Raw genomic sequence first — 24,898 nt, 5'->3', positions numbered from 1 at the left:
GTCGGCAGCTGATCTGGTGCCGACGGTGCCTGCTCTCTTCACCAACGTAGGGCACGGCCGGGGCAGGCTCCTGCTCATGACGCGGTGCAGGCCGCCGTCAGTACACGGTTTCCCTTGCCAAGAAGCCGCGGACATGGAAGAACAAAACCATGGGCGATCAAATTCGGGTTGCGGCACAGGCGCGGTGCTCGCCGGAACAGCTGTGGCAGGCGTTGGTGGATCACCGGGCGGCGTGGTGGCCGGAGATGGACTTTACCGCCAGTCCCGGCGCTCCGCTGACGGAGCGGTTTAGCGCGCAAGACAGCGACGGCAGCGACGGCGGAGGCGGAGGCGACGGCGGCAGCGGCGAAGGCGGCTCCGGAAGCGGCGACGGCGGCGACGGCGGCGACAGTGACGGCCGCAGCGGCTCCGGAACCCGTGCCACGGGAACGGTGCTGGCCGTGGCCCGGGAGCGGCTGCTGTCTTTCCGCTGGACGATGCCCGGCTGGAACAGCCATACGATTGTGAGTTTCACGCTGGATGCCGGGGCTGGGCCTGATGCGGAAGCGGATTACACCGACGTCGTCGTGACTGAGAGCGGACTGGGGAGCCTCACCGACGGAGCTGAGGTGGCCCGGACCCATACCGGGGACTGGAGCGATCATCTGGCCACCCTCATTCGACTGGCCGAGAAAGGGTCCCCCGCCTGACGCTGCCGGGGCGGGCGCGGTGCTAGCCTTTCCGGCATGACGGATCAGAGGGGCGACGGCCAGGACAAGAGGGTTTCGGGTGCCCGCCGGAGCACGGGTTCCGCCGCTGGCCGCGCCCGGAACCTGTTCCTGCTGATGTGGATGCCGGCTGCGGCGCTCCTGCTGGTCCTGTCCGGTGTCCTGCTCCTGGCCCAGGGGCCGGGACCCACGGAGATCAGCTGGGTTGCCTATACCCCGCTGCCGGAGGAAGGGCTGCCCGACGGCGTGATGCTGTTCAGCCGCGGAATGCGGGCGGGTGCGCTGCTGGTGCTGGCGGGAGCCGTGCTGTTTGCCTTCTGGGGCGGACTGCAGGCCGGAAACCGCCGCAGGCCGCGCGGCAGGCGCTCCTAGTCCGCCGAACCCGGCGGCATGCCCGAACCGCCAAAGATGGGACCGGCCAAGGGACGCTTGGCGGCAATGCCGTCCCCGGAGGACCGGTGCCGCACCCGGCGCACCACCCACGGCATGAAGTACTCCCGCGCCCAGGTCAGGTCCTCCGTGCGGGCCGTCCGCCAGCTCTTGGCCGGCAGCGGCTTGGGATCCAGCGGTTCCAGGGTGTGGGGCACGGCCAGGGTGTCCAGCACCATGGCGGCGATGGTGTGGTGGCCCAGGGGCGAAAAGTGCAGCCGGTCCGGCGCCCACATGTCACGGGCTCTCAGCTCGCGCAGCGCCCACATGTCAGCGATGATGACGTCGCGGCGCGCGGCAATGGTCCGCAGGTTTTCGTTGTACACGGCCACCCGTCCCCGAACGCTGCCCAGCACGGGGGTGGTGCCCAGATCCGGGCCGGTAAAGAGCACCACGGTTGCGCCGCTGCCGCTCAGGCGTGCGATGGCCGCGTCCATTTTTTCGGCCAGCTTATCCGGATCGCCCCCGGGGCGGATGACGTCATTTCCACCGGCGCAGATGGTGACAAGGTCAGGTTTCAGGTCCAACGCGGGCTGCAGCTGCTCACCAATGATCTGGTCCAGCAGCCGGCCCCGGATTGCAAGGTTGGCGTAGGCAAAGTTGTCAGTGTCGCGCGCCAGTTCCTCAGCGACACGGTCCGCCCAGCCGCGGTGCCCGCCCGGGCTGTCCGGATTGGGGTCGCCGATCCCTTCGGTGAAGGAATCGCCGATGGCAACATAACGGGTCCAGGGCTGCACCGGATGCTCGTCGGCTGCGGGCACGGCGTCGGGGGACGCCGGGGAGGGGGAAGAGCTGTCCGGGGGCATCGAAGGAGAAGTCACCGCTCCATCCTGCCAAGGAGGGGGACGGCTACGCGACCGTAGGTTCGGGAACCGGCCGTGCCAAAATGAATATCATGCCTACAACAGCTCCCTGGAACCCCACCGTCCTTTGGTCCAAACCGGAAGCCGAGCGTGAAGGAACGCCGCTGCTGGTGCTCTTTCACGGCTACCTCGCCAACGAGGAAGACCTGATGGGCCTGGCGGATTATCTGCCCTCCGAGTTCACCATTGCCTCGGTGCGCGCACCCCAGGCGCAGGGTCCGGGCTACACCTGGTTCCCGCTGATGAATGAACCGGATTTTTCCGTGCAGCGCGTCGTGGATGCTGTGAGCGATGTCTCGGACTGGCTGGACGGCATCAAGGGCGCGCACAGCAGTGTGTCGCTGCTGGGCTTCTCGATGGGCATGGCCGTGGCGAGCACCCTGCTGCGCCACCGGCCCGCGGACTTCGCCGCCGTCGTCGGGCTCTCCGGTTTTGTGGTGCCTTCGGACGGCAACCCGTTCTTCAAGGACGAGGAACTGACCGCCGGTCAGGTGCCGTTTTTCTGGGGCCGGGACCAGGCCGATCCGGTGATTGATGCGCCGCGGATCGAGTTCACGCACGCCTGGCTCAATGAGCACACCGCGCTGACAAAGATTCTCTACTCCAACATGGGACACGGAATCAACATGCAGGAACTCGGACACGTGAAGGAGTTTCTCACCCACTTGGTGCTCAAGGCCTGAGGCGGACATCAAGGAGGACCAGCTCCCGGTGGAGCTGGTCCTCTTTGGCGGAGGGACTAGCCCTCTTGAACGATGCGGATCGCTTCACCGTTAACGGAAACGACGTCGCCCGGGTGCAGCTGGCGGCCGCGGCGCTCTTCGATCGCGTCGTTGACTTTCACCAGGCCGTCTTCGATCAGCTGTTTAGCCTGGATGCCGTCCTCGGCGAGGCTGGCAAGCTTCAGCAGCTGCCCCAGACGGATCATGTCATCGCGGATGGGAAGGTCTTGGGGGTCAGTGGAACTCATACCTCCATTCTGCCCGAAATTGTCCGCCATCAATGCCGGAAGAAGCGAAGCTCTGCCGTAGGGTTGGTCCGTGCCAAACGCTGTGCGATTCAATCCCCTGATCGGTCTTCCCCTTGCCATTGTTGCCGGAGCAGCGATGCCCGTGCAGTCCCGGGTCAACGGTGCCCTCGGGGCCAAATTGGAGGACGGGCTGGCCGCAGCGCTGGTCAGCTTCTCGGTGGGGCTCGTGGTCATGATCCTCATTTCGGCCGTTCTGCCGCGCGGCCGTGCCGGTGCCGCCCAGCTGTTGCCGGCGCTGCGCGAACGCCGGTTCCCGCGCTACTACGTGCTGGCCGGAGCCATCGGCGGCTACTTTGTGCTCTCCCAAACCCTGACCGTCGCCGTGCTCGGGGTCGCCGTCTTCACGGTGGCCGCAGTGGCCGGCCAAACGCTGACCGGCCTGGTGGTGGACCGGCTGGGCATTGGTCCGGCCGGGAAAAAAGCACTCACCGTGATGCGCGTGGTGGGCGCCGTGCTGACGATCGCCGCCGTCGCCTGGGCCGTGAGCCCGAAGCTTGCGGGCACGTCCGCGGCTGCCGACCTGCTGCTCCCGGTGCTGCTGCCCCTGACGGCGGGCATGCTGATGAGCTTCCAGCAGGCCATGAACGGAACCACCGGCATGCACTACGGAACCCCGATCACCGCAACGCTGGTCAACTTCATTATCGGCACCAGCGTGCTGGGCCTGATGTGGCTGGTCAAGGTGGCGGTCTCCGGCGTTGGCCAGCCGCTTCCGGGGGAGTGGTACCTGTATCTGGGCGGGCCGATGGGCTGCATCTTCATCGGGCTGAGCGCGCTCCTGGTGCGCAGCCTGGGCGTGCTGCTGACCAGTCTGGGCCTGATCGGGGGCCAGCTTATTGGTTCCCTGCTGCTGGACATCTTTCTTCCCGCGCCGGGCAGCGTGGTTGTAGCGGCCACCGTGCTGGGGACCCTGCTGACCCTGGTGGCCATCGTGGTGGCCACGCTGCCGTGGAACATGCCCGGGCTGCTCCGCCGCCGCTGAGCCGTTCCGCCGCCGCTTAGCCGTTCCGGCGCCGCTAAGACGCCCCGACTACCGCAGCGGCGCACCACAGCCGGGCCGGTAGCGGCGTTTGGGCTCCCTCGCCTTAAGCTGGTAGTTGTAGCTTTTGCCCTCCGTCAGTCCCTCGCCGCGCAACCCGCCGGCGCAAACTGCGGACGGGACCATGAGCGGACCGCACCCAGCGGCCCTGTAAACACGAAAGAACGGCGGTACCATTCCATGGCTTCGACCAAATCCAAGCTGGATCCGATCATCTCCCTCGCCAAGCGCCGGGGGTTCGTCTTCCAGTCGGGCGAGATTTACGGCGGCTCCCGGTCCGCATGGGATTACGGCCCCCTTGGCGTCGAGCTCAAGGAAAACATCAAGAAGCAGTGGTGGCAGCACATGGTCCGCGGGCGCGACGACGTCGTCGGGCTGGATTCCGCCGTCATCCTGCCTCGCCAGGTGTGGGAGGCCTCCGGCCACGTTGAGGTCTTCTCCGATCCGCTGGTGGAGTGCCTGAGCTGCCACAAGCGTTACCGCGCCGACCACCTCGAAGAGGCCTACGAGGAAAAGAAGGGCCACGCACCCGAAAACGGCCTGGCCGACATTGCCTGCGTCAACTGCGGCACCAAGGGCCAGTGGACCGAGCCGCAGGAATTCTCCGGCCTGCTCAAGACCTTCCTGGGTCCGGTCGCCAATGAAGAGGGCATGCACTACCTGCGCCCGGAAACCGCGCAGGGTATCTTCGTGAACTTCAACAACGTGCTGACCACCTCCCGCAAGAAGCCGCCGTTCGGCATCGGCCAGATCGGCAAGAGCTTCCGCAACGAAATCACGCCGGGTAACTTCATCTTCCGCACCCGCGAGTTCGAGCAGATGGAAATGGAATTCTTCGTCGAGCCGGGCACCGATGAGGAATGGCACAAGTACTGGATCGAAAACCGGTTCAACTGGTACACCCAGCTGGGCATCGATCCAGAGAACCTGCGCCTGTTTGAACACCCGAAGGAAAAGCTGAGCCACTACTCCAAGGGCACCACCGACGTCGAATACCGCTTCGGTTTCGCCGGCTCCGAGTGGGGCGAGCTGGAAGGCATTGCCAACCGCACCGACTTTGACCTGGGCACGCACTCCAAGCACTCCGGCACCGACCTGAGCTACTTCAACCAGGCCACCAACGAGCGCTTCACCCCGTACGTGATTGAGCCCGCCGCCGGCCTGACCCGTTCCTTCATGGCGTTCCTGGTGGACTCCTACACCGAGGACGAGGCCCCCAACGCCAAGGGCGGCGTCGACAAGCGCACCGTCCTGAAGCTGGATCCGCGCCTGGCCCCGGTCAAGGCCGCCGTGCTGCCGCTGAGCCGCAACGAGGACCTGTCCCCGAAGGCCAAGGACCTGGCGGCACAGCTGCGCCGCAGTTGGAACATCGACTTCGACGACGCCGGCGCCATTGGCCGCCGATACCGCCGCCAGGACGAAATCGGCACCCCGTTCTGCATCACCGTGGACTTCGACACCCTCGAAGACCAGGCGGTCACCGTGCGCGAGCGTGACTCGATGGCCCAGGAGCGGGTGAGCCTGGACAAGGTTGAGGGCTACCTCGCCGAAAGGCTGATCGGCGCGTAATGGCCTTGACGTTCCGCGAATGGCGCGAAGATGACGACCTGGCCCTGAACCAGCTGTGGGGCGATCCGGAAACGGTGCAGTCCGGCCAGTTCCGGGCAGTCCTGCGGCCCTCGTCCAACGAGCCGTGGAGCCGCTGCATCGTGGCCGAAGACGACGGTATTCCGGTAGCTGCCGGCGTCGTTTACGAGACATCGCTGCACCCGGACCGGCTGTGGGTTTACGTGGAAGTGGCCCGGGAAAACCGGCGCGCCGGCCTCGGATCCACGCTGCTGGCGATGCTGCGGAGGGAAGCCGAAGCGGCGCCGTCGGGCGTTACCGCCATGCGCGCGAAGGTGGAGCCGGGAACCTCCGGTGCTGCCTTCGCCGAGGCTGCCGGTTTCTCCCGGATCCAGCGGTCCCGCGTGGTTGTGGTGGAGCCCGGGCGGATCACCCTTCCGGTCTTCCAGGACGACGCCGGACCGCAGCTGGACGAGGCCGCCACCGGCTCGGTGGAACTGACCCAGGCCGTGGTGGAGTTCTACAACGCCGTGCACGGCTGGGACCGGTCGGAGATGACGCTCGGACGGGCGCAGCAGATGCTGCTCAACGACGCCACCGGCGCCGCCGGAGCGGTGGTCCTGCGCGATGCGCCCAAGTCACAGGGCGGCAAGATCGCTGCCTTCGCCGTGAGCTATACGCAGAACCGCACGGATGAGCCGGCCGACGTGTTCCTTGGCTATGATCCTTCGCTGGAACAGTCGGAACAGGAGGCGGCGCTCGAATCGCTGCTGGCCCTGCTGACCTATCAGTATCCGATCCAGCTGGAGGTGGACGAATCCATGAAACCGGTGGCCCGGATCATCCAGGCCCTGCTGGAAAAGGGTGCCGCCCGCGAAGTTGGGCCGGCCACGGAGATCGTCAGCACGTAGGTCCTTCGGTCGCCTGGCTCTTAAGGCTGTGGATGACGGACAGCTGCGGCTGCGTGATTTGCGACGGCGGCGGGTGCGGGTTCCTTTGGGGGATTCAGCGCCCGCCGTCGTCGGCGTTTATGCGGGCGTTTCATCCGTCCGGCTCCTGCTGCCGGCACTGCTGGCGGATCTCTCGCACAGATCACGGGCAATCAAAGAATCCTTTGTGCAGATCAGGGGACCAAAACCCCGAATTTCGAGGTTTTGAGCCCGCTATCTGCACGAGAGATGCCGGGATACCCCGCTATCTGTACGAGAGATGCCGGGATACCCCGTTATCTGCACGAGAGATGCCGGGATGCCCCGTTATCTGCACGATGGATCGGTGGAGAACCCGGCGGTCGGACGTAAATAAGGCCCGGCCCCTGACTTCCCGGCCCCTGACTTCCCGGCCTGACAGGCCTGACAGCCCGGCCGGCCGCACAGTTTTTGGGACATTGGCGCCGGGCTTGGGACAATGATGCCGACCGTGTTTCCTGCATCCGTATTATCCGGGCTGCAGCGCCCTGCCACCGCCAAAGGACCCCATGGGACACAGCCATTCCCCGCACTCCGATGAGCCGCCGTCTCTGGTTGCCCTGGCCGCCCGACGTCGCGCCAACCTGCTGCTGACCGCCATCCTGGTGCCACTGGGTCTGCTGGCCGTGGTGGCAATGCTGTTGATGTGGCCCTCCGGGGACCGCTCCAGTGTCACCGTTGCCGATCCCTACGCCACTGCCGACGGAGTTACCTTCGACACCGGCAAGGTCCAGCGGGTCAGCCAGGAGGACTGCCCGTCCTCGGCCGCGCTTGTCGAAGCGGGGGGAACGGCCCAGCAGTGCCTGGTTGCCTACACGGTTCCCAACGCTGGGGGACCCACCATCCAAGTGGAAGTTCCGCCGGAGGTGGCCAAGGGTGATGCCATCGAGGCCGGAGACAGCATCCGCTACCTGAACCTGGAAGCCGTGATGCAGGACGGCGGGGGAGCCCCGCCCTATGTCTTCGTGGACTTCGTCCGGTCCGTGCCGATGGCGGCGCTGACCGTGCTGTATGCGGGAGTGGTCATCGCCGTCGCACGCTGGCGCGGACTGCGCGCACTGGTGGGGCTGGCCGGAGCCTACGCGGTGCTGGCCGGCTTCATCCTGCCCGGGCTGGTGGAGGGGCAGCCGCCGCTGCTGCTCGGACTGGTGGGGTCCAGCGTGATCATGTTCGGGGTGCTGTACTTTGCCCACGGCTTCACGGCCCGGACCTCCACAGCACTGCTGGGGACACTGTTCGGGCTGTCGATCACCGCGTGCCTGGCGGCGTGGGCCACCGACGCCGCGCACCTGGTGGGGGTCGACGACGAAAATGCGTACACGCTCATCAACTCGTCCGAGAGCATATCGGTCTCGGGCATCATCCTCTGCGGGTTGATCATCTCCGGCCTGGGTGTGCTCAATGACGTCACCATCACCCAGTCCTCCGCCGTCTGGGAAATGTACGAACTGGCTCCCGGCGCCAGCGCGAAGCGGCTCTTTTCCGGCGCGATGCGGGTGGGCCGGGACCACATTGCCTCCACCGTCTACACCATTGCCTTCGCCTACGCCGGGGCGGCCCTGCCGGTGCTCATCCTGGTCTCGCTCTACGACAGGCCCCTGCTGGACAGCCTCACCGGCGGGGAGCTGGCCGAGGAAGTCATCCGCACGCTGGTTGGCTCCGTGGGGTTGGTGCTCGCCATCCCGGTAACCACGGCCATTGCCGTGCTGGTGGTCAAAGCCGTCGGGATCAAGGCGGCTCCGGGTGCGCCGGGACTTCCGGACACCCGGGAAAGCCGGCTCGTCGAAGCTGGCAATGAGGCCGGAGCGGCCGGCAGCGCAGTTCCTGCCACCGGCGCCGAGCCCGCCACTGCCGGAGCCGATGCTGTCTCCGGCGCCGAGCCCGCCACTGCGGGTTCCGCCGGACAACCGTCCGACAGCGGTATCGCCGCCTCCGGCCTGCCGACCCGCCGCTCACTGCGGAACCGGCCATAGGAGCGTTGGCCCGGGCACCGTTTCGGCTTGACCACGGCGGCTTAACGACGACGGCGCCGGGCCCCGGGAAGGGGACCGGCGCCATAGTTGTCCGCACGCTCAGGCGGGCAGCCCTAGCCAGTCAGCTGGCCGGAAAGCGTGAACATCACCGAATCGGCAACTTCCGCCAGTGAACGGTCGGGGCTGAAGACCAGCCACTCAATGCCGCCCACCAGGACCGCGCCGAAGATGGTGCCGGCCACCAGCTCGGCATCCCTGCGCTCGGGATGCGCCTGCCGGATCACTTCCACCAGCTCCGCCAATGCCTCGCGGCGCACCAGCTGCAGCGGGGTCTGCCAGGACCTGTCGGTCCGGAAAATCTCCGCGGCAATCAGTTTGGCCAGCGGCTGGTTGCCGGAAATGGCCTCCAACATGGCGTTCACCATGGCACTAAGCGCTGCGGCACCGGTCTTGTCATCACGGGCCGAGCGCAGCGTTTCGGCAAGGGAACCAACGCCGTCAAGCAGCAGCTGTTCAAACAACTTGTCCTTGGAGGAGAAGTTGTAATATACGCTGCCCTTGGCAACGCCGGCACGTACGGCCACGTCCTCCATGGTGGTGCCGGTGATCCCGTTCAGGGACGCCAGCTCCAAGGCGGCATCGAGGATTGACCGCTTGGTGCCTGATACGCGTGGCATCGAATGTTGTCCTTTGTTGAGCGTTGGTTCCCTTTGATCTTAGAGGTGCAGCTCCGGATGCAGCCGCTTGATCGTCCACATGCGCTGCCGGCCGGCTGTCACGGAGCTGATCACGATGCAGGCCAGGGCCAGGATGCCCAGGAAGGCGACGGCGATCCACATCCTCGCGTCCACCCCTCCGGTGATCAGGGCGCGGAGGCCGTTGACCACGTACGTGGCGGGCATGAACGGATGCAGTGCCTGGAAGAAGCCCGGGGTGGTTTCCACGGGGTAGGTTCCGCCGGAGGAGCTGAGCTGGAGCATCAGCAGGACCAGTGAGGCAACCCGGCCGGCCGCCGTGCCGAGCACGATGATCAGCATCTGCTGCAGGGCCAGGAAGGCGATAGTGGTCAGGTACAGGAACGCACCGGTGCCGATGAGGTAGGCGGGATGGATGTCCAGACCCCAGACGAGGACGGCCATCATGATGATCACCTGGCCGAGCCCGATGGCCAGTGCCGGCACGAGTCCGGTGGCCAGGGCGCGGAATCCGGAAACACCGGCGGCCAGGGCACGTGTCGGCAGGGCACGCAGCAGCAGCCACGTGATCAGTGCGCCCACAAAGGTGGCCAGGGCCAGGAAGAAGGGAGCAAACCCTTCACCGAAGCTGGCTGCCTCCGTGGAGTACTCGGCGTCCAGCTCCACCGGATTGGCGGCGACTGAGGCTTTGGTATCGATCAGGTCGCCGGAATCCTGCGGCAGCGCGGCGCTGCCTTCGGTCAGGGCGTCGGCCAGCGTATGGCTGCCCGCGGAGAGTTCTTCTGCCCCTGCGGAAAGCGTGGTGCCGCCGTCGCGCAGTTCTCCCGCGCCGGCGGCGAGGTCATTCGTGCCGCCGCTGAGCGTGTTGGCACCGGCGGCAAGTTCTCCGGCCCCGGCTTCGGCGCTGTGCGCGCCGGCATCGACTTGGGCGGCACCGGAGGCGAGGTCTGCTGCACCGGCGGAAAGCTGGGCTGCACCGGCTGCGGCGGACTGTGCTCCGGTGGCTACTTCACCGGCTCCGGCGGCGAGCGTGGAGCTGCCCGCTGCGAGCTGCCCGGTTCCCGCTGCGGCATCGGAGATGCCCGACTGGAGCGCGGCGTTCCCCGCAGACACCTGCTGGGCACCTGCGGCCAGCGGCTGGAGCTGGGCGAGGAGGGGGTTCTGCGGATCGGCGGCCTGGAGACCGGCAACCACCTGGTCCAGTCCGGTGGAAACCTGCGATGCACCGGCGGTCAGGGTCTCGGCCTGGGGAACAGCTGCAGTGAGTTTCTCTGAGAGCGTTCCGAGGTTGGTGTTCAGTGTGGCCGCACCGGAGGCGACGCTGCCGGCGCCCTCGGACAGGGTGGCGGTTCCGGCGGCGAGTGAGCCCGCTCCGGTGGACAGGTCATTGCTGCCCGCCGCCAGTGAAGACGTTCCTGCGGACAGTGTGGAGAGTCCGGAGGCCAGCTCGCCGGCGCCGGAGGAGAGCTTGAGTGCTCCGTCCTGGAGGGTAACGGTTCCGGAGGCGAGGCTGTCCAGGCCGGTTACAAGCTGACCGGCACCGTCCACCGCCGAGTCAATGCCCGTGCTCAGTTTGGTCGCGCCGTCGGCGGCGTCGCGGAGCCCGCTGCCGGCGTCGTTCAGGCCGACCAGCAGGGTGGAGGCCACCTGCCCGCCGAGCTCCGAGGAGACCGCCGCCTGTACCTGGGCCATGGCCTGCTTGCCGAGGACACCGGCCAGGAAGTTGTTGGAGTCGTTGTACGTCGCGTTCAGCCGGGCCGGGACGGGGTTGTCCGTGCCGACGGACACGGCGTTGGCAGAGAAGTCCTCAGGGATGGTGAGGGAGAGGTAGTAGGTGCCGTCCTCAACACCCTGCGCCGCATCGTCGGCGTCAGTGGCGTGCCAGTCGAGGTCCGCTCCGTCCAGTAGCTTGTCCACCAGCTCATCGCCCGCGTTGAGAGGTTCGCCGTCCTTTGTGGTGCCGGCGTCTTCGTTGACCAGGGCCACGGAGAGTCCGTCCACGTGCTTGTCCGGGGAGTCGAAGGCCCACAGGTACAGCGCACCGTAGATCAGGGGAATGAAGAGCATCACCACGACGGCGATCTTCGGCAGCGTGCCACGGCGGAACCGCGCCAGCTCGGTGCCGGGTGAAAACAGAGCAAACATCAGTTGGTCTCCTGTGCGAGCAGCAGCGCGGATGGCTGGGGGTCAAGGCCCTCCCACAGGCCGGTTTCAAGGGAAGCGGCACCGACGACGACGGTGGTGCCGGAGGCTGCAATTGCAGCGAGGCGCTCCCAGACCAGACGGCGGGCGTCCGCGCTGTGCACCTGTTCGATGTCATCAACAAAGAGGATGTTCGGTTCGCTGAGCATGGCCAGGGACAGGCGCAGGAGGAAGTGCTCAGCCTCGCCGAGGTTCCAGATCACGGTGGACGCGGCGGGAACTTCGGCGTCGCCAAAGACCGGTGCGCAGGCGCGGGTGACCTGCCGGTCGGTGGGCTTGCCGAGGAAGGAGAACCAGGGAGCCAGCCAGGCGAGGCGTTCCCGGACCGCCTGCCCAACGGTGACGCTCGGCTCGAGGCTGTCGATGTCCGTGAAGCCGGCGATGGCCGTACGCTTCTGGACCTCCCGGGCGTTCCGGGGGAGGGCATGGCCCAGGACCTCAAGGTCGCCGTTTTCAGCCTTCATCCGGCCCGCCAGTGTAAGGAGCAGGCTGGTGCGGCCGCTTCCCGCCGGGCCGTAAAGGACATTGAGGGGGCCGTCGACGTCGAAGCTCAGCGGGCCGTAGACGGGACCCCGGGCGGCGGTCAGGCTGAGGCCTTCCGCTGTAATAACCGGTTGCACAGGTGCCTTTCAGGGAATCCGGGAGAATCCCGGTGAGGACCGGTCAGGAGCTATTTGTACTGACCAGTCAGTTTAATCTGACCAGTCAGTCTAACACTGTCGCTGGCGATCATGAGCCGGCTGTCGATCCGGCTTCGCCGCCGGGACGGGAAGGGGTTGGGACGGGGGAGGGAGTTTGCGGCGAGGCTGCGGCTATGCCGTGCCGGTTCCTCCGGGCATCCTTCAGGCAGATCAGAGGGTTTCCCTGGAATCTCTAGTGCAGATAACGGGGCTTCCCGGAATCGTTCGTGCAGATCGGGGGATACCCGGCATCCTTCGTGCAGATCAGGGGGATACTCAGCATCCTTCGTGCAGATCAGGGGCCTTCCGGAAATCTATAGTGCAGATCAGGGGCTCAAACTGCCCGAAAACCGGCTTTTGAGCCCGTTATCTGCACGAAGGATTCTCCGTAGTCCCGTTATCTGCACGATGGATCGGATCTGGAAGCCTGAAGGGCCGCTATCTGCACGAGAGAAGGCTGTCCGGATGTGAAACCCACGCAACCTTCCCCGCCAGCGGCATCCCGTGCGGCATTATCCCCAAGGAAGCTCCCCGGGAAGCCCTCAAAGCAGCTCCAACGGTGAGGCCAAGGACACTCATAAGGCCAAACCAAAACGGCCCGTGGACGCGGAACCCACAACCGCAGCAGGATTTGCACCGGCTTGAGAGAATGGGGGTGTGACTGTTTCATCCCCAGAACTCAAGCTCGAGCTGCCCCCGCTGCAGCTGGGTCCCATCACCGTGGACACGCCGGTAATCCTGGCTCCCATGGCCGGCATTACCAACAAGGCCTTCCGCCGCCTGTGCCGCGAATACGGCGGCGGCCTGTACGTGACGGAAATGGTCACCTCCCGCGCCCTCGTGGAGCGCTCGCCGGAATCGCTGCGCATCATCGAGCACGACGACGACGAGAAGGTCCGCTCCGTCCAGCTGTACGGCGTGGACCCGGTGACCGTCGGTGCAGCCATCCGCATCCTTGTGGAGGAAGACCGCGCCGACCACATTGACCTGAACTTCGGCTGCCCCGTTCCGAAGGTCACCCGCAAGGGCGGCGGCTCGGCCCTGCCCTGGAAGCTGGACCTGTTCAAGGCCATCGTGCAGACCGCGGTGAAGGAAGCCTCCAAGGGCAACATCCCGCTGACCATCAAGATGCGCAAGGGCATCGACGAGGACCACCTGACCTTCCTGGACGCCGGCCGGATCGCCCGCGACTCGGGCGTCGCCGCCGTCGCCCTGCACGGCCGCACCGCCTCCCAGTTCTACTCCGGCAAAGCCGACTGGTCCGCCATCGCCGAACTGCGCGAAGCGCTGCCGGACATCCCGGTCCTGGGCAACGGCGACATCTGGTCCGCCGAGGACGCCATCGCCATGGTGCGCGAAACCGGCGTCGACGGCGTCGTCATCGGCCGCGGCTGCCAGGGCCGGCCCTGGCTCTTCGGGGACCTGCAGGCCGCCTTCGAAGGCAGCGACCTGCGGCACCGCCCGGGCCTGAAGGAAGTGTCTGACAGTGTGTACCGCCACGCCGAACTGCTGGTGGAAACCTTCGGCGGCGAAATGATGGCCCTGCGCGACATCCGCAAGCACATGGCCTGGTACTTCAAGGGCTACGTGGTGGGCGGAGACCTGCGGGCCCAGCTGGCCACCGTGCCCACGCTTGAAGTCCTGCGCGAACTGCTGGACCAGCTGGATCCCGAGGCGCCGTACCCCGGTGCCGACGCCGAAGGCCCCCGCGGGCGCGCCGGATCCCCCAAGAAGACCGCACTGCCGGAAAACTGGCTGGAATCGCGGGAGCTCAACGCCGCGCAGAAGTCAGTCATTTCCGCAGCCGAACTCAACATTTCAGGTGGCTAGACACCCATGACCTTTCCGCAGGCTTTCCAAACCGCAGGCTATACCGATGTTGACCTTGCACGATGGGTCACCGAGCCTGCCAAGAACACCAACCGCACCCAGTTCGGCCGGGACCGGGCCCGCGTGCTGCACTCCTCGGCCCTGCGCCGGCTGGGCGCCAAGACGCAGGTCGTGGCTCCGGACACCGATGACTTTGTCCGGACCCGCCTGACGCACTCCCTGGAAGTGGCCCAGGTGGGGCGCGAGCTGGGCAACGCGCTGGGCTGCGATCCCGATGTCGTCGACGCCGCCTGCCTCTCGCACGACCTGGGACACCCGCCCTTCGGGCACAACGGCGAGACCGCGCTGAACGACATCGCCCACGCCATCGGCGGTTTTGAGGGCAACGCCCAGACCCTGCGGCTGCTGACCCGCCTTGAGCCCAAGATCATTGCGCCCGACGGCGGCCCCGCCGGCCTGAACCTGACCCGCGCCTCACTCGACGCCGCCACCAAGTACCCCTGGCCCATCGCGGACGCGCCGCTGGTCAATGGCCACCGCACCACCAAGTTCGGCGTGTACGAGGATGACCTGCCGGTGTTCACCTGGCTGCGCGACGGCGCCCCCGCCGGCCGCTCCTGCCTCGAGGCCCAAGTCATGGACCTCGCCGACGACATTTCCTACTCGGTCCACGACGTCGAGGACGCCATCGTTGCCGGGCACGTGCAGCTCAAGTGGCTGGACAACCCGGACCAGCGTGCCCGCGTGGTTGGCTACACGCAGCAGTGGTACCTGCCCGGCACCGACGGCGCGGCCATTGAGGATGCACTGAAGCGGCTTGAGTCCGATCCGGTGTGGGTCCGCGAATCCGACGGCAGCCGCAAGGCGATGGCCGCGCTGAAGGACATGACCAGCCAGCTGATCGGCCGGTTCTGCAACAGCGCGCTGGAGGCCACCCGCGGCATCTACGGCACCGATCCCCTCACGCGCTACGCCGAGATGGTGATCCCCGAGGAAACCAAGCTTGAAATCGCGGTCATGAAGGGCCTGGCCACCACGTTCGTGATGACCACCGATCAGCGCCAGCCCCTCTATGAACGGCAGCGCGAAATCCTCACCGCCCTGGTGGCGCAGCTCTCGGCCACGGGGGACCGGCACCTGGAGCCGATGTTCGCCGCCGACTGGCGCGAGGCGAACGACGACGGCGCGCGCCTGCGCGTGGTGGTGGACCAGGTGGCGTCCCTCACTGACGGATCGGCTCTGGCCCTGCACGAACGCCTGGTCGGCCCGGTTCCGGCGCTCTGGTAGGCGAACTAACTTCCTGATCCGTCCGTCAGTACGCACGAAACCGGACGTTTAGGACGGGAAGAATAGACTTGGTTGTATGGCCGGTCTGATTAAACGCGAAGATATTGACGAAGTACGCTCCCGCACCGACATCAAGGCCGTGATTGACGGCTACGTGACGCTGAAGTCCGCCGGCATCGGCTCCTACAAGGGCCTGTGCCCCTTCCACGATGAGCGCTCCCCGTCCTTCCACGTCCGGCCCCAGGTGGGGTCCTACCACTGCTTCGGCTGCGGCGAGAGCGGCGACGTCATCTCCTTCGTCCAGAAAATGGACCACGGCACCTTCTCCGAAACCGTGGAGAAGCTTGCGGCCCGGCTCGGCTACGAACTGCACTACGAGGACGGCGGCACCGGCCCGCGCCGCGAGGACGTGGGCAAGCGCCAGCGGCTCCTGGATGCCCATAAGATCGCCGCTGAATTCTTCGCAGCCCAGTTGCACACCCCGGGCGCGCAGGCAGCCCGGGATTTCCTGCAGGAACGCGGCTTCGATCCGGCCGCCGCGGCCCACTTCGGCGTCGGCTACGCCCCGCAGGGCTGGGACTCACTGCTCAAGCACCTCACGGACAAGGGGTTCACCCGCGACGAGCTGGCCGGCACCGGCATGTTCTCCACCGGCTCCGACGCCTCCCGTTTCTATGACCGCTTCCGCGGCCGCCTGATCTGGCCCATCCGCGACCTCACCGGCGCCGTGATCGGCTTCGGGGCGCGCAAGCTGTACGAGGATGACCAGGGCCCCAAATACCTGAACACCCCGGAGACCGCGCTCTACAAGAAGTCCCAGGTGCTCTACGGCATCGATCTGGCCAAGCGCTCGATCGCCAAGGACCGGCAGATCGTCGTCGTCGAAGGCTACACGGACGTGATGGCCTGCCACCTGGCCGGGATCACCACCGCCGTCGCGACCTGCGGCACCGCCTTCGGTGAGGATCACATCAAGATCGCCCGCCGCCTGCTGTCCGACGACGGCAGCGGGGGAGAGGTCATCTTCACCTTCGACGGCGACGCCGCAGGCCAGAAGGCCGCCCTGCGGGCGTTTGACCTTGATCAGCGCTTCACGGCGCAGACCTACGTCGCCGTCGACCCCGAGGGCATGGACCCCTGCGACATTCGGCAGAAGCACGGCGACACCGCGGTGGCCGAGCTGATCCGCTCCCGCCGTCCCCTGTTCGAATTCTCGATCCGCTCCACCCTGCGCAAGTTTGACCTCAACACCGTTGAGGGGCGGGTGCAGGCGCTCCGCGCGGCGGCACCGGTGGTGGCCGAGATCCGCGACCCCGCCATGCGCCCGGCCTACGCCCGCGAGCTCGCCGGCTGGCTGGGAACCGACGTCGACGACGTCACCCGTGCTGTCGCGGGCGCCGCCAAGCGCCTGCGCGAGGGTACGTCGGCGGGTAAATCGCAGCAGGGCAAGGGCTCGCAGGGGATGGCGGCGCACGACGACGGCCGCGGCTCCCAGCGCGACGGCAGGGGTCAGCAGGACCAGCGGGGAAACCAGATGCAGGGCGGGCGCGCTGCCCAGCCGGTTCAGCAGGGCGGATACCAGCAGCAGGTTCCCGAACCCACCCTGGAGCCGCCGGCGTTCTCGCGGCCCGATCCCCGGGACCCGGCCGCCCGCATGGAGCGGCAGGCGCTGGAGGTGGCGCTGCAGCAGCCGGGCATGCTGGACGAGGGGCAATGGGAGCGGTTCAAGGCTGCGCGCTTCTCCGTTCCGGCGTACCTGGCCGTCCACAATGCCATTATCGCCGCCGGCCACGCCGGCACCGCCCCGGCCCAGTGGGTGGAGCAGGTCCGCCAGGAGCTGCCCGACACGCTGCGGGACTTTGTCAGTGAACTGGCGGTGACTCCGCTGCACGCCCGCGACGACGACGCCCTGCAGCGCTACTGCCGGGACATCCTGAACCGGCTCTTCGAACTGCAGGTGACGCATCTGAAGGCCGAGAAGCTCGGGCAGCTGCAGCGTTTGGATCCCACTGCCGATCCGGCGCTGTTCCAGCAGCTGAACCGCGACCTGATGGAGCTGGAAATGCAGCGGCGGGCTCTTCGCGGGGATCAGTAGACGGTGCCGCGGGGGAGCGAAAATTTGGTGCCAGGGCGCCGATTTCGCTTCCCCGGGAAACCTCTGTAGAGTAGGACACGCGCTTTCCTCCGTAGCTCAATTGGCAGAGCATTCGACTGTTAATCGAAGGGTTACTGGTTCAAGTCCAGTCGGAGGAGCAGGAAAATGAGGCCCTGACCGGGTATGCCGGTCAGGGCCTCATTGTTTATGGCCGGCCCGCGGTTTGGACAGGGGGTTTGAGGCCGCCAAAGCGGTGGATGGCCCGTGACGCGCTGGGATCAAGAGACGGAATGCGGGAGCTCCGCATGCGTGTCATGCCCAGGGCTGGCAGGGCGCGGCGGACCTCCCCGGGGGTGAGATTTGGAACACACCAAAACGGCGCACAGGCACTCCAAAAACCCTGTATAGTAGAACTCGCGCTTTCCTCCGTAGCTCAATTGGCAGAGCATTCGACTGTTAATCGAAGGGTTACTGGTTCAAGTCCAGTCGGAGGAGCAAATAATGAGGCTCTGACGTGGCAATATGCCGGTCAGGGCCTCATTTTTATTTGATGGACCCTCCCCGTGGCCGGATCTGCCCGGGTGGCTCTTCGGTCTGGCCGTTTTGGCCCTTTTCATTGCTGCTGCCCAGTCGCCGCTTTTACCGGAAACAGCGGTTGGCGTCTCCAGCCTGCCGCCCCACTGACGAGGCGAAATGCCCCCTACGTGTTCCCACCGCCGCGCGTCATGCCTAGGGTTATGCGTAGGATTACTAGGTTTGAGGCGGAACTTTCACAATAAGCGACGAGAGACTAGAGGGACCTTCCATGGGCGCGAGCCAGCCAAGGCCTAATCCGGGTGAATCAGAGAAGGTGGCCCATCCATTCAAGGTGATTGCCGTCACTGTGGCGGCGGCGGTGGGCGGTCTGCTGTTCGGCTTCGACACCGCAGTTATCAATGGCGCTGTGGATGCCATTGGCGAAGAATTCACGCTCACCCCAGGGGTGCTGGGCTTCACTGTTGCCATTACGCTGCTCGGATGTGCCGTGGGCGCCTGGTTCGCCGGGCAGCTGGCGGACCGGTTGGGCCGCAAAAAGGTCATGGTTGCCGCAGCCATCCTGTTCGCCGCCAACTCCGTGGGTTCCGCGTACGCGTTCAGCGAATGGGATCTGATGTGGTGGCGCCTGATCGGCGGCCTCGCCATCGGTACGGCCTCCGTGATTGCCCCGGGCTACATTGCCGAAGTCGCACCCAACAAGTGGCGCGGAGCGCTGGGCTCGGTCCAGCAGCTGGCGATCACGCTGGGCATTTTCGCGGCCCTGCTCTCCGACGCGTTCCTGGCGAATTCGGCGGGCAGCGCCCTGGGAGAGCTGTGGTGGGGACTGGCCGCCTGGCGCTGGATGCTTCTGGTGGGCGTCCTGCCGGCGATTGTCTACGGCGTCCTGGCATTGACCATTCCGGAGTCTCCGCAGTACCTGGTGCGCAAGGACCGTGACGAAGACGCGGCCAAGGTCCTGCGCGACGTCTCGGGCGTCACCGACACCGACCTGAAGATCCGCCAGATCCGCGAGAGCTTCAACAGCAAGCAGCCCACCTTCAAGGACCTGCGCGGGCCGAAGTTCGGCCTGCAGCCCATCCTCTGGGTCGGTATGGCCATCGCCGCGTTCCAGCAGCTGGTCGGTATCAACGCAATTTTCTACTACTCCACCACGCTCTGGCAGTCGGTGGGCTTCAGCGAAAGCGACTCCTTCACGACGTCGGTCATTACCTCGATCATCAACGTGGTCATGACCATCGTGGCCATTGCCTTTGTGGACCGGATCGGCCGCCGGAAGCTGCTGATGATTGGTTCCGCCGGAATGTTTGTCGGCCTGCTGCTGGCGACGCTCTCGTTCTCACAGGCCGAGGGCATGGGCGACGACGTTTCGCTCCCCGGTATCTGGGGCCCGGTGGCCCTGGTGGGTGCCAACCTGTTTGTGATCTTCTTCGCAGCCACCTGGGGGCCGGTCATGTGGGTCACCCTGGGCGAGGTGTTCCCGAACAACATCCGTTCGCTGGCCCTTGGTTTGGGCGCCATGGTCAACTGGATTTTCAACTTCATCGTCACTCTGTCGTTCCCATGGGTGAGCGATAACTTCGGAGTCTGGATCATGTACGCGATCTTTACGATCTTCTCGGTCATTTCCTTCTGGTTCGTCAAGACCAAACTCCCTGAATTCTCCGGACGCGCGCTCGAAGACCGGGAGGGGCTGGGAACTCCCTAGGGCGCGCAAACAGCTGTTCAAAATGTGAAACGTGAGGAGAATGGTAATTTTGGGTAATGGCAACGGCGAAGATTAATCAGGGGACGGAGGCAGGGCGCATGAATCGCTCCGCTAGCACACGAAGGACTGCAGGGAGTTCGTCATTGGTGGGCCTGGCGAAGGTGATGGCCCGCCTGACCCCCCGGCAACTCAATGACGAATTCGCCCTCGCCACCGCCGAGATGAAGCAAAAGGGCGTCAAAGCCGGTGTGGCAGCGGCGTTCCTGGTCGTGGCACTGCTGTTCGCCGCCGCCCTTGCGATCGCGCTGATAGTTGCCGCGATCCTCGGACTGGGCACAATCATGCCGGACTGGCTTGCCGCTCTGCTGGTGGCGCTGCTGTTCCTGATCATCGCCGGCGTGGGAGCGCTGATCGGTGTCAACCGGTTCAAGAAGACGCTTCCGCTGCTGCCCGAGGAGGCCATTTACGGCCTGCGCTATGACCTCGGCGTCCTGAAGGAAGGCCGCAGCTTCGACCCGGCCACGCTGGAGAAGAAGCCGAAGGAACCCAAGGACAAAGACAAGGAAAAGAAGAAGAAGGAGCAGGCTGAGGACGGACCCGCCCAGGCTACTCCGGAAGAGCTGCGTACCCGCGCGCGCCAGCGCCGCGAGCACATGGCAGCTGTCCGGGACGGGCTCGGCGAGAAGGTGGACGTCAAGGCGCAGATCCGTGAGCTCAAGGCCCGCCGCTCCGCTGGGCAGCGCAACTCAGGAACCCCGGACCAGGGCAACACAACATCATCGGCCGACGACATTATGGCCATGATCAAGGAACGGTGGCAGCCTCTGACGGTGCTGGCCGCATCACTGCTGGCCATGGCCATCATGATCCGCAGGCTCTCCGCCAAGTAGGTCCCGCCATCGCTGATAGGGGGAGTGGACCGTGATCAGGTTGATCGGTGCAGGAACTCGTCCAGGCCGCACGCTAACGGTCATGGACACTTTCTGGACCGTTCCCAACGTGATCACGGTCCTTCGCTTTCTGGGGGTACCTCTTTTTGTTGCCTTTATTGTGGGCGAAGACTACGGGGCGGCCTTCATCACCCTTGTGGTTGTCGGTTCCACTGACTGGGTGGACGGTTACCTGGCCCGCAGGCTGAACCAAGTGTCCCGGGTTGGCCAGTGGCTTGATCCCGTGGCGGACCGCCTGGCCCTGATCGTGGTGGCGGTGACCTTTGTGGTGCAGGGCATCGCGCCCGCCTGGCTGGTTCTGGCCATCGTGATTCCCGACGCCATCCTGATAGTCAATGCCCTGGTGCTCTTCCACGGAAGCCCCAACCTGCCGGTCAGCAACGTCGGAAAAATACGGACGGCGCTGCTGCTGCTGGGGGCCCCGCTCCTGCTGCTGCAGCGGGTGCCGGGATTCGATTACGGCTGGCTGTCCACCACGGGAAATGCCGTGCTGTTCCTGGGCTGCGTCGGCCATCTCATTGCAGCGGTCGGATATCTGCGGGCCTCGTGGGCTAAGCACGCCCGGGAACGCAGTGCGGCCGGGAACGGCTGATGGTTGGTGTAGCTATTGCCTGCGCCTTGGCCAGCGCGGTGTTTTTGGCCTTCGGTGCCCAGCGCCAGGGAAGCGCCGTCAGCGCTGACACCGGCGGCTTGGAACTGCGCTCTTCCCAACTGGTCCGCCTGCTCCGCAATCCCCGCTGGCTGCTGGGACTTTTTTTGCTGGGAGTGGGTATGGCCCTTAACGTCACGGCACTCACCCTGGCACCGCTGACGGTGGTGCAGCCCATCGGCTCCATTGCCCTGGTGATCACGACGGTGGTCAATTCCCGGGACCAGGGGCTGAGGATGAACCGCGTCACCATCGTCTCCATCGTGGCCTGCGTCCTGGGCAGCGCCCTGTTTGTCTCCCTCGCCGTCGGCGTCACCCGTGACCCCGGCGAGGTCCAGCCCGCCCAGGAGTTGGTCATCGTCCTGATCCTGGCGGTTGTTGTGGTGTTCTTCGGCACACTCAATGCCCTGTTTGGCCGCAAAATTGGGGCCATCGGATTCATTGTGGGTGCGGGGGTCCTCTTCGGTTTCGTAGCCGTGCTGACCAAGGTGATCGCTGCGGACCTGCTCAACCCGAACGGCCGTTTCCTGCTCAACGTCCCTTGGTACACGGTTGTCGGCATTGCGGTGGCGGGCGGCTTGGGGGCGTGGTTTGTGCAAAGCGCGTACTCCAGCGGCCCGCCGGATCTGGTGATTGCCGGGCTGACCGTGATCGATCCGATGGTGGGCATTGCGATTGGCATCGGAGTCCTGCATGAACTGCAGCCCAATGTGCCCGCAGTGGCCGCGGTTGCCATGGGAGTGGCAGCATTGGTTGCTATCGTTGGGGTGTTCGCGCTCTCCCGCTATCACCCGGACGTGATCCAGCGGCGGGCAGAGGCAAGGCACCGGCAAAAGCAGGCAGCCGCGAAAAATGGAAAAGACCAAAAGAGGGGCTCCCTTTGACCGACGCACCGGCCGAAAAACCGCTGACGATCCTCATTGCTTGCGACACCTATCCACCGCACCTGAACGGTGCGGCACAGTTCGGATACCGGCTCGCCAAGGGCCTTAATGGACGTGGCCATGACGTGCACGTGCTGGCGCCCAACGACGTCGACGGCGGCAGCCGCTCCGACCTCGACGGAGAATGGCCGGTCCACCGCCTGCGCTCCCACGGGGTGCCCACGCACGACTACTGGCGCATCTGCCTGCCGTGGCAGATCAAGAAGGAAATCAGCCTGCTTTTCGACCGGGTGAAGCCCGACGTCGTGCATATCCAGTGCCACTACATGGTGGGGGAGTACACCCTCTACGAGGCGGAAAAGCGCGGGATCCGGGTTATCGCCACGAACCACTTCATGCCCGCGAACCTTGATCCCTTCCTGCCCTTCCCCCGGTGGTTCAAGGACATTGTTGCCAAGAACTCCTGGAAGGACATGGGCAAGGTGATGGGCCGCGCCGCGGTGGTCACCACGCCCACCCCGCTCGCGGCGAAGGCCATGCATGCCCACGCCTTCCTGCACGACGTCCTGCCCCTTTCCAACGGCATTGACGCCTCGGTCTACGAACTGAAGCCGGGCGAGCCCGTTGAGCGGAACGAGCATCCGACGGTCCTGTTTGTCGGACGGCTGGCCGAGGAAAAGCACGTGGACGTCATGATCGACGCCGTGGCAAAGACCCCCGCGCACCTGAATGTTCATGCCGAAATTGTCGGCGGAGGCGAGGTCAAGGCTGCCCTGCAGGCGCAGGTGAAGCGGCTGGGGCTGGATGACCGCGTGGTGTTCCGCGGTCTGGTGTCCGATGAGGAACTGCGGCGCGCCTACCAGCGGGCCGATGTGTTTGTGATGCCGGGGACCGCCGAGCTGCAGTCCCTGGTGACGCTGGAAGCCATGTCCGCATCAACTCCGGTGCTCCTGGCGGACGCCATGGCCCTGCCGCATCTGGTGGAGCCGGGCCGGAACGGTTACCTGTTCACCCCGGGCAACAGCGACGAGCTTTGCGAACGGCTCACCTCCATTCTGGAACTGGACCCGGATGACCGCGAGAAAATGGGCGCCCACAGCCGGTCCATGGTCGAGCGGCACAGCCTGGATGCGACCCTGTCAACGTTCGAGGACCTGTACTACGGGCGCCCGGTGACGCAGGGAAGCATCTAGCGCTTCCTCCTGTCCCGCCGCCAATTGGCAGGACCGGCGCGGCTGCCACTAGGATGTTCCTATTGCCCTCGCGGGCAACCAGCCCCTCAGGGGTGCTGGGGGCTGTAGCTCAGCTGGTCAGAGCAGCGGACTCATAATCCGTGGGTCGTGGGTTCAAGCCCCACCAGCCCTACAGTGTGATGAGTCGCGGCATAGGTAACACCCCGGTCTTCGGACCGGGGTGTTTTCTTTTGCCTGGGAGCCCGGGAAATCCGTGCTTCCCACGGCGGCGCATGTCCAAGCTCGTGTTGTGGATCATATTACTGGTGGGTAACATAGGTGAGACCGGATTCACAGTCCCGGATCATCGATGATCAGCAACGAAGGATATCTCCATGGCAACTATCGACGTCGACAATCTTCCGTACGCGGACGGCGACTTCTACGCATTCGAGGACCTGCTCTCGGACAAAGAGCGGGACCGCCTCCACGAGGTCCGGGCATGGTTGAAGACCGAGGTCACCCCGTTCGCCGCGGACTGGTGGAACGCCGGTGAGTTCCCGCACCACATGATCCCCAAGATTGCCGAACTGGACGTCATGAGCCCGGTCTACCGCCAGGGTCACTCCAACCTCTTTGCCGGCCTGTGCCACGCCGAGTTCACCCGCGCCGACACCTCCTTCGCCACGTTCCTGGGTGTCCATGACGGACTGTTCACCGGTTCCATCGAAGCACTGGCGTCCGAAGAGCAGAAAGCTGCCTGGCTGCCGGACATCTACTCCATGAAGAAGATCGGCGCCTTCGGCCTGACGGAACCGCTGGGCGGATCCGACGTGGCCGGCGGAACCCGCACCACCGCCCGCCGCGACGGCGACAACTGGATCCTCAACGGCGAAAAGCGTTGGATCGGCAACGCCACCTTCTCCGACTGGGTGGTCATTTACGCCCGCGACGTGGCCGACAATCAGGTCAAGGGCTTCCTGGTGGACACCAAGACCAAGGGCTACAGCGCCACCAAGATCGAGAACAAGATCGCCCTGCGCACCGTGCAGAATGCTGACATCCTCCTGGACAACGTGGTGGTCAGCGACGACTTCCACCTCAAGGGCGCCAACAGCTTCAAGGACACCAACAAGGTCCTCAAGGTCACCCGCCTGTCCGTCGCCTGGCAGGCAGTGGGCCAGCAGATGGCCGCCTTTGATGTGGCCCGCAAGTATGCAGTGGAGCGCCACCAGTTCGGCAAGCCGCTGGCTTCCTTCCAGCTGGTGCAGGACCAGCTTGTCCAGATCCTGGGCAACACCGTCGCCTCCATGGGCATGATGGTCCGCCTGGCCCAGCTCGAAGACCTCGGCCAGGCCAAGGATGAACAGTCGGCCCTGGCCAAGGCCTTCACCACGGCCCGCATGCGCGAATCAGTGGCCATGGGCCGCAGCATCCTCGGCGGCAACGGAATCGTCACCGACTACGGCATGGCCAAGATCTTTGCCGACGCCGAAGCGATCTACTCCTACGAGGGCACTTACGAGATCAATACCCTCGTCACCGGCCGTGCCATCACCGGCGTGGCTGCGTTCGTCTAGGAACAGCTCAAGGTGAGAAGGTGGCCAGTCCCGACCGGGGCCGGCCACCTTTTCTGT

21 protein-coding genes and 3 tRNA genes are annotated in these 24,898 nt (G+C 65.6%); 19 read left to right on the top strand and 5 right to left on the bottom strand.

Annotated features, from left to right (window positions below; translation table 11 throughout):
* Window positions 1-149: 149 nt before the first annotated feature.
* Together AAE021_RS10025 and AAE021_RS10020 are read left to right on the top strand one after the other, a co-directional pair.
* Window positions 150-689 carry a hypothetical protein gene (locus tag AAE021_RS10025; RefSeq protein ID WP_342022194.1) on the top strand — a complete coding sequence of 180 codons (540 nt, stop codon included), beginning with the start codon at window positions 150-152 and terminating at the stop codon, window positions 687-689.
* Between the two features lie 36 nt (window positions 690-725).
* Window positions 726-1,079: a hypothetical protein gene (locus AAE021_RS10020; RefSeq protein ID WP_342022193.1), complete on the top strand. Its 354-nt coding sequence runs from the start codon at window positions 726-728 to the stop codon at window positions 1,077-1,079.
* On the opposite strand, the gene AAE021_RS10015 is transcribed toward AAE021_RS10020, so the two are convergent.
* Window positions 1,076-1,942 (bottom strand): SGNH/GDSL hydrolase family protein, encoded by an 867-nt coding sequence (locus AAE021_RS10015; protein ID WP_342025375.1) that lies wholly within the window; start codon window positions 1,940-1,942, stop codon window positions 1,076-1,078. The two genes, AAE021_RS10020 and AAE021_RS10015, sit on opposite strands and share 4 nt — an antisense overlap.
* An 89-nt stretch (window positions 1,943-2,031) precedes the next feature.
* Between AAE021_RS10015 and AAE021_RS10010 the strand changes: the two genes are divergently transcribed.
* Complete coding sequence (locus tag AAE021_RS10010; protein ID WP_342022192.1) at window positions 2,032-2,682, top strand: alpha/beta hydrolase; 651 nt, start codon at window positions 2,032-2,034, stop codon at window positions 2,680-2,682.
* A gap of 56 nt (window positions 2,683-2,738) precedes the next feature.
* Here AAE021_RS10010 and AAE021_RS10005 read toward each other — a convergent pair whose 3' ends face one another.
* Complete coding sequence (locus tag AAE021_RS10005) at window positions 2,739-2,969, bottom strand: RNA-binding S4 domain-containing protein (RefSeq protein WP_342022191.1); 231 nt, start codon at window positions 2,967-2,969, stop codon at window positions 2,739-2,741.
* Between the two features lie 70 nt (window positions 2,970-3,039).
* Here AAE021_RS10005 and AAE021_RS10000 point away from each other — a divergent pair, with 70 nt between their 5' ends.
* The 4 genes from AAE021_RS10000 to AAE021_RS09985 all read left to right on the top strand — a co-directional run bounded on the left by AAE021_RS10000 (window position 3,040) and on the right by AAE021_RS09985 (window position 8,575).
* Window positions 3,040-4,011 carry a DMT family transporter gene (locus AAE021_RS10000; protein ID WP_425362385.1) on the top strand — a complete coding sequence of 324 codons (972 nt, stop codon included), beginning with the start codon at window positions 3,040-3,042 and terminating at the stop codon, window positions 4,009-4,011.
* A gap of 237 nt (window positions 4,012-4,248) precedes the next feature.
* Window positions 4,249-5,637, top strand: a complete 1,389-nt coding sequence (locus AAE021_RS09995) for a glycine--tRNA ligase (protein WP_342022190.1) — start codon at window positions 4,249-4,251, stop codon at window positions 5,635-5,637.
* On the top strand, window positions 5,637-6,545 hold the full coding sequence (locus AAE021_RS09990) for a GNAT family N-acetyltransferase (protein ID WP_342022189.1): 909 nt from the start codon (window positions 5,637-5,639) through the stop codon (window positions 6,543-6,545). Before AAE021_RS09995 ends, AAE021_RS09990 begins: the two co-directional genes overlap by 1 nt.
* Window positions 6,546-7,111: 566 nt before the next feature.
* Complete coding sequence (locus AAE021_RS09985) at window positions 7,112-8,575, top strand: YibE/F family protein (RefSeq protein WP_342022188.1); 1,464 nt, start codon at window positions 7,112-7,114, stop codon at window positions 8,573-8,575.
* A gap of 113 nt (window positions 8,576-8,688) precedes the next feature.
* Here the strand turns inward: AAE021_RS09985 and AAE021_RS09980 are convergent, their stop codons facing one another.
* The 3 genes from AAE021_RS09980 to AAE021_RS09970 are packed head-to-tail and all read right to left on the bottom strand — an operon-like array spanning window position 8,689 to window position 12,092.
* On the bottom strand, window positions 8,689-9,252 hold the full coding sequence (locus AAE021_RS09980; RefSeq protein ID WP_342022187.1) for a TetR/AcrR family transcriptional regulator: 564 nt from the start codon (window positions 9,250-9,252) through the stop codon (window positions 8,689-8,691).
* A gap of 39 nt (window positions 9,253-9,291) precedes the next feature.
* Window positions 9,292-11,415, bottom strand: a complete 2,124-nt coding sequence (locus AAE021_RS09975) for a YhgE/Pip domain-containing protein (RefSeq protein WP_342022186.1) — start codon at window positions 11,413-11,415, stop codon at window positions 9,292-9,294.
* Window positions 11,415-12,092: an ATP-binding cassette domain-containing protein gene (locus tag AAE021_RS09970; RefSeq protein WP_342022185.1), complete on the bottom strand. Its 678-nt coding sequence runs from the start codon at window positions 12,090-12,092 to the stop codon at window positions 11,415-11,417. The genes AAE021_RS09975 and AAE021_RS09970 overlap by 1 nt, the downstream gene beginning before the upstream one ends.
* Window positions 12,093-12,809: 717 nt before the next feature.
* Between AAE021_RS09970 and dusB the strand changes: the two genes are divergently transcribed.
* From dusB to AAE021_RS09910, 12 genes are all read left to right on the top strand, one after another.
* Complete coding sequence (gene dusB, locus AAE021_RS09965; protein WP_342022184.1) at window positions 12,810-13,982, top strand: tRNA dihydrouridine synthase DusB; 1,173 nt, start codon at window positions 12,810-12,812, stop codon at window positions 13,980-13,982.
* A 6-nt stretch (window positions 13,983-13,988) separates the two neighbouring features.
* Entirely contained in the window at window positions 13,989-15,269 is a 1,281-nt protein-coding gene (locus AAE021_RS09960) for a deoxyguanosinetriphosphate triphosphohydrolase (RefSeq protein WP_342022183.1), read from the top strand.
* 76 nt (window positions 15,270-15,345) lie between these two features.
* Window positions 15,346-17,364: a DNA primase gene (gene dnaG, locus AAE021_RS09955; protein ID WP_342022182.1), complete on the top strand. Its 2,019-nt coding sequence runs from the start codon at window positions 15,346-15,348 to the stop codon at window positions 17,362-17,364.
* An 85-nt stretch (window positions 17,365-17,449) separates the two neighbouring features.
* A tRNA-Asn gene (locus AAE021_RS09950) sits at window positions 17,450-17,522 on the top strand.
* A gap of 264 nt (window positions 17,523-17,786) precedes the next feature.
* Window positions 17,787-17,859, top strand: a tRNA-Asn gene (locus tag AAE021_RS09945).
* 355 nt (window positions 17,860-18,214) lie between these two features.
* Window positions 18,215-19,606: a sugar porter family MFS transporter gene (locus AAE021_RS09940; RefSeq protein ID WP_342022181.1), complete on the top strand. Its 1,392-nt coding sequence runs from the start codon at window positions 18,215-18,217 to the stop codon at window positions 19,604-19,606.
* 98 nt (window positions 19,607-19,704) lie between these two features.
* Window positions 19,705-20,496, top strand: a complete 792-nt coding sequence (locus AAE021_RS09935) for a phage holin family protein (protein ID WP_342022180.1) — start codon at window positions 19,705-19,707, stop codon at window positions 20,494-20,496.
* An 82-nt stretch (window positions 20,497-20,578) separates the two neighbouring features.
* Entirely contained in the window at window positions 20,579-21,148 is a 570-nt protein-coding gene (locus AAE021_RS09930) for a CDP-alcohol phosphatidyltransferase family protein (protein ID WP_342022179.1), read from the top strand.
* The gene (locus tag AAE021_RS09925; RefSeq protein WP_342022178.1) at window positions 21,148-22,089 is read left to right on the top strand and encodes a DMT family transporter; all 942 of its coding nucleotides are present in this window, start codon (window positions 21,148-21,150) and stop codon (window positions 22,087-22,089) included. Before AAE021_RS09930 ends, AAE021_RS09925 begins: the two co-directional genes overlap by 1 nt.
* Complete coding sequence (locus tag AAE021_RS09920) at window positions 22,086-23,282, top strand: glycosyltransferase (RefSeq protein ID WP_342022177.1); 1,197 nt, start codon at window positions 22,086-22,088, stop codon at window positions 23,280-23,282. Before AAE021_RS09925 ends, AAE021_RS09920 begins: the two co-directional genes overlap by 4 nt.
* Window positions 23,283-23,380: 98 nt before the next feature.
* Window positions 23,381-23,454 (top strand) — tRNA-Ile (locus AAE021_RS09915).
* A 202-nt stretch (window positions 23,455-23,656) separates the two neighbouring features.
* The gene (locus AAE021_RS09910; RefSeq protein WP_342022176.1) at window positions 23,657-24,841 is read left to right on the top strand and encodes an acyl-CoA dehydrogenase family protein; all 1,185 of its coding nucleotides are present in this window, start codon (window positions 23,657-23,659) and stop codon (window positions 24,839-24,841) included.
* Window positions 24,842-24,898 lie beyond the last annotated feature (57 nt).

It is taken from the genome of Arthrobacter citreus (assembly GCF_038405225.1).
GTDB lineage: Bacteria > Actinomycetota > Actinomycetes > Actinomycetales > Micrococcaceae > Arthrobacter_B > Arthrobacter_B citreus_A.
The sequence above is the reverse complement of the archived record's forward strand: the minus strand, read 5'-3'. Positions and strand labels throughout refer to the sequence as shown.

Bases quoted from the DNA above. Each gene is read 5' to 3' on its own strand.
- AAE021_RS10025 (WP_342022194.1), top strand. From the start codon at position 150: ATGGGCGATCAAATTCGGGTTGCGGCACAGGCGCGGTGCTCGCCGGAA.
- AAE021_RS10020 (WP_342022193.1), top strand. From the start codon at position 726: ATGACGGATCAGAGGGGCGACGGCCAGGACAAGAGGGTTTCGGGTGCC.
- AAE021_RS10015 (WP_342025375.1), bottom strand. From the start codon at position 1,942: ATGCCCCCGGACAGCTCTTCCCCCTCCCCGGCGTCCCCCGACGCCGTG.
- AAE021_RS10010 (WP_342022192.1), top strand. From the start codon at position 2,032: ATGCCTACAACAGCTCCCTGGAACCCCACCGTCCTTTGGTCCAAACCG.
- AAE021_RS10005 (WP_342022191.1), bottom strand. From the start codon at position 2,969: ATGAGTTCCACTGACCCCCAAGACCTTCCCATCCGCGATGACATGATC.
- AAE021_RS09995 (WP_342022190.1), top strand. From the start codon at position 4,249: ATGGCTTCGACCAAATCCAAGCTGGATCCGATCATCTCCCTCGCCAAG.
- AAE021_RS09990 (WP_342022189.1), top strand. From the start codon at position 5,637: ATGGCCTTGACGTTCCGCGAATGGCGCGAAGATGACGACCTGGCCCTG.
- AAE021_RS09985 (WP_342022188.1), top strand. From the start codon at position 7,112: ATGGGACACAGCCATTCCCCGCACTCCGATGAGCCGCCGTCTCTGGTT.
- AAE021_RS09980 (WP_342022187.1), bottom strand. From the start codon at position 9,252: ATGCCACGCGTATCAGGCACCAAGCGGTCAATCCTCGATGCCGCCTTG.
- AAE021_RS09975 (WP_342022186.1), bottom strand. From the start codon at position 11,415: ATGTTTGCTCTGTTTTCACCCGGCACCGAGCTGGCGCGGTTCCGCCGT.
- AAE021_RS09960 (WP_342022183.1), top strand. From the start codon at position 13,989: ATGACCTTTCCGCAGGCTTTCCAAACCGCAGGCTATACCGATGTTGAC.
- dnaG (WP_342022182.1), top strand. From the start codon at position 15,346: ATGGCCGGTCTGATTAAACGCGAAGATATTGACGAAGTACGCTCCCGC.
- AAE021_RS09935 (WP_342022180.1), top strand. From the start codon at position 19,705: ATGAATCGCTCCGCTAGCACACGAAGGACTGCAGGGAGTTCGTCATTG.
- AAE021_RS09930 (WP_342022179.1), top strand. From the start codon at position 20,579: ATGGACACTTTCTGGACCGTTCCCAACGTGATCACGGTCCTTCGCTTT.
- AAE021_RS09925 (WP_342022178.1), top strand. From the start codon at position 21,148: ATGGTTGGTGTAGCTATTGCCTGCGCCTTGGCCAGCGCGGTGTTTTTG.
- AAE021_RS09910 (WP_342022176.1), top strand. From the start codon at position 23,657: ATGGCAACTATCGACGTCGACAATCTTCCGTACGCGGACGGCGACTTC.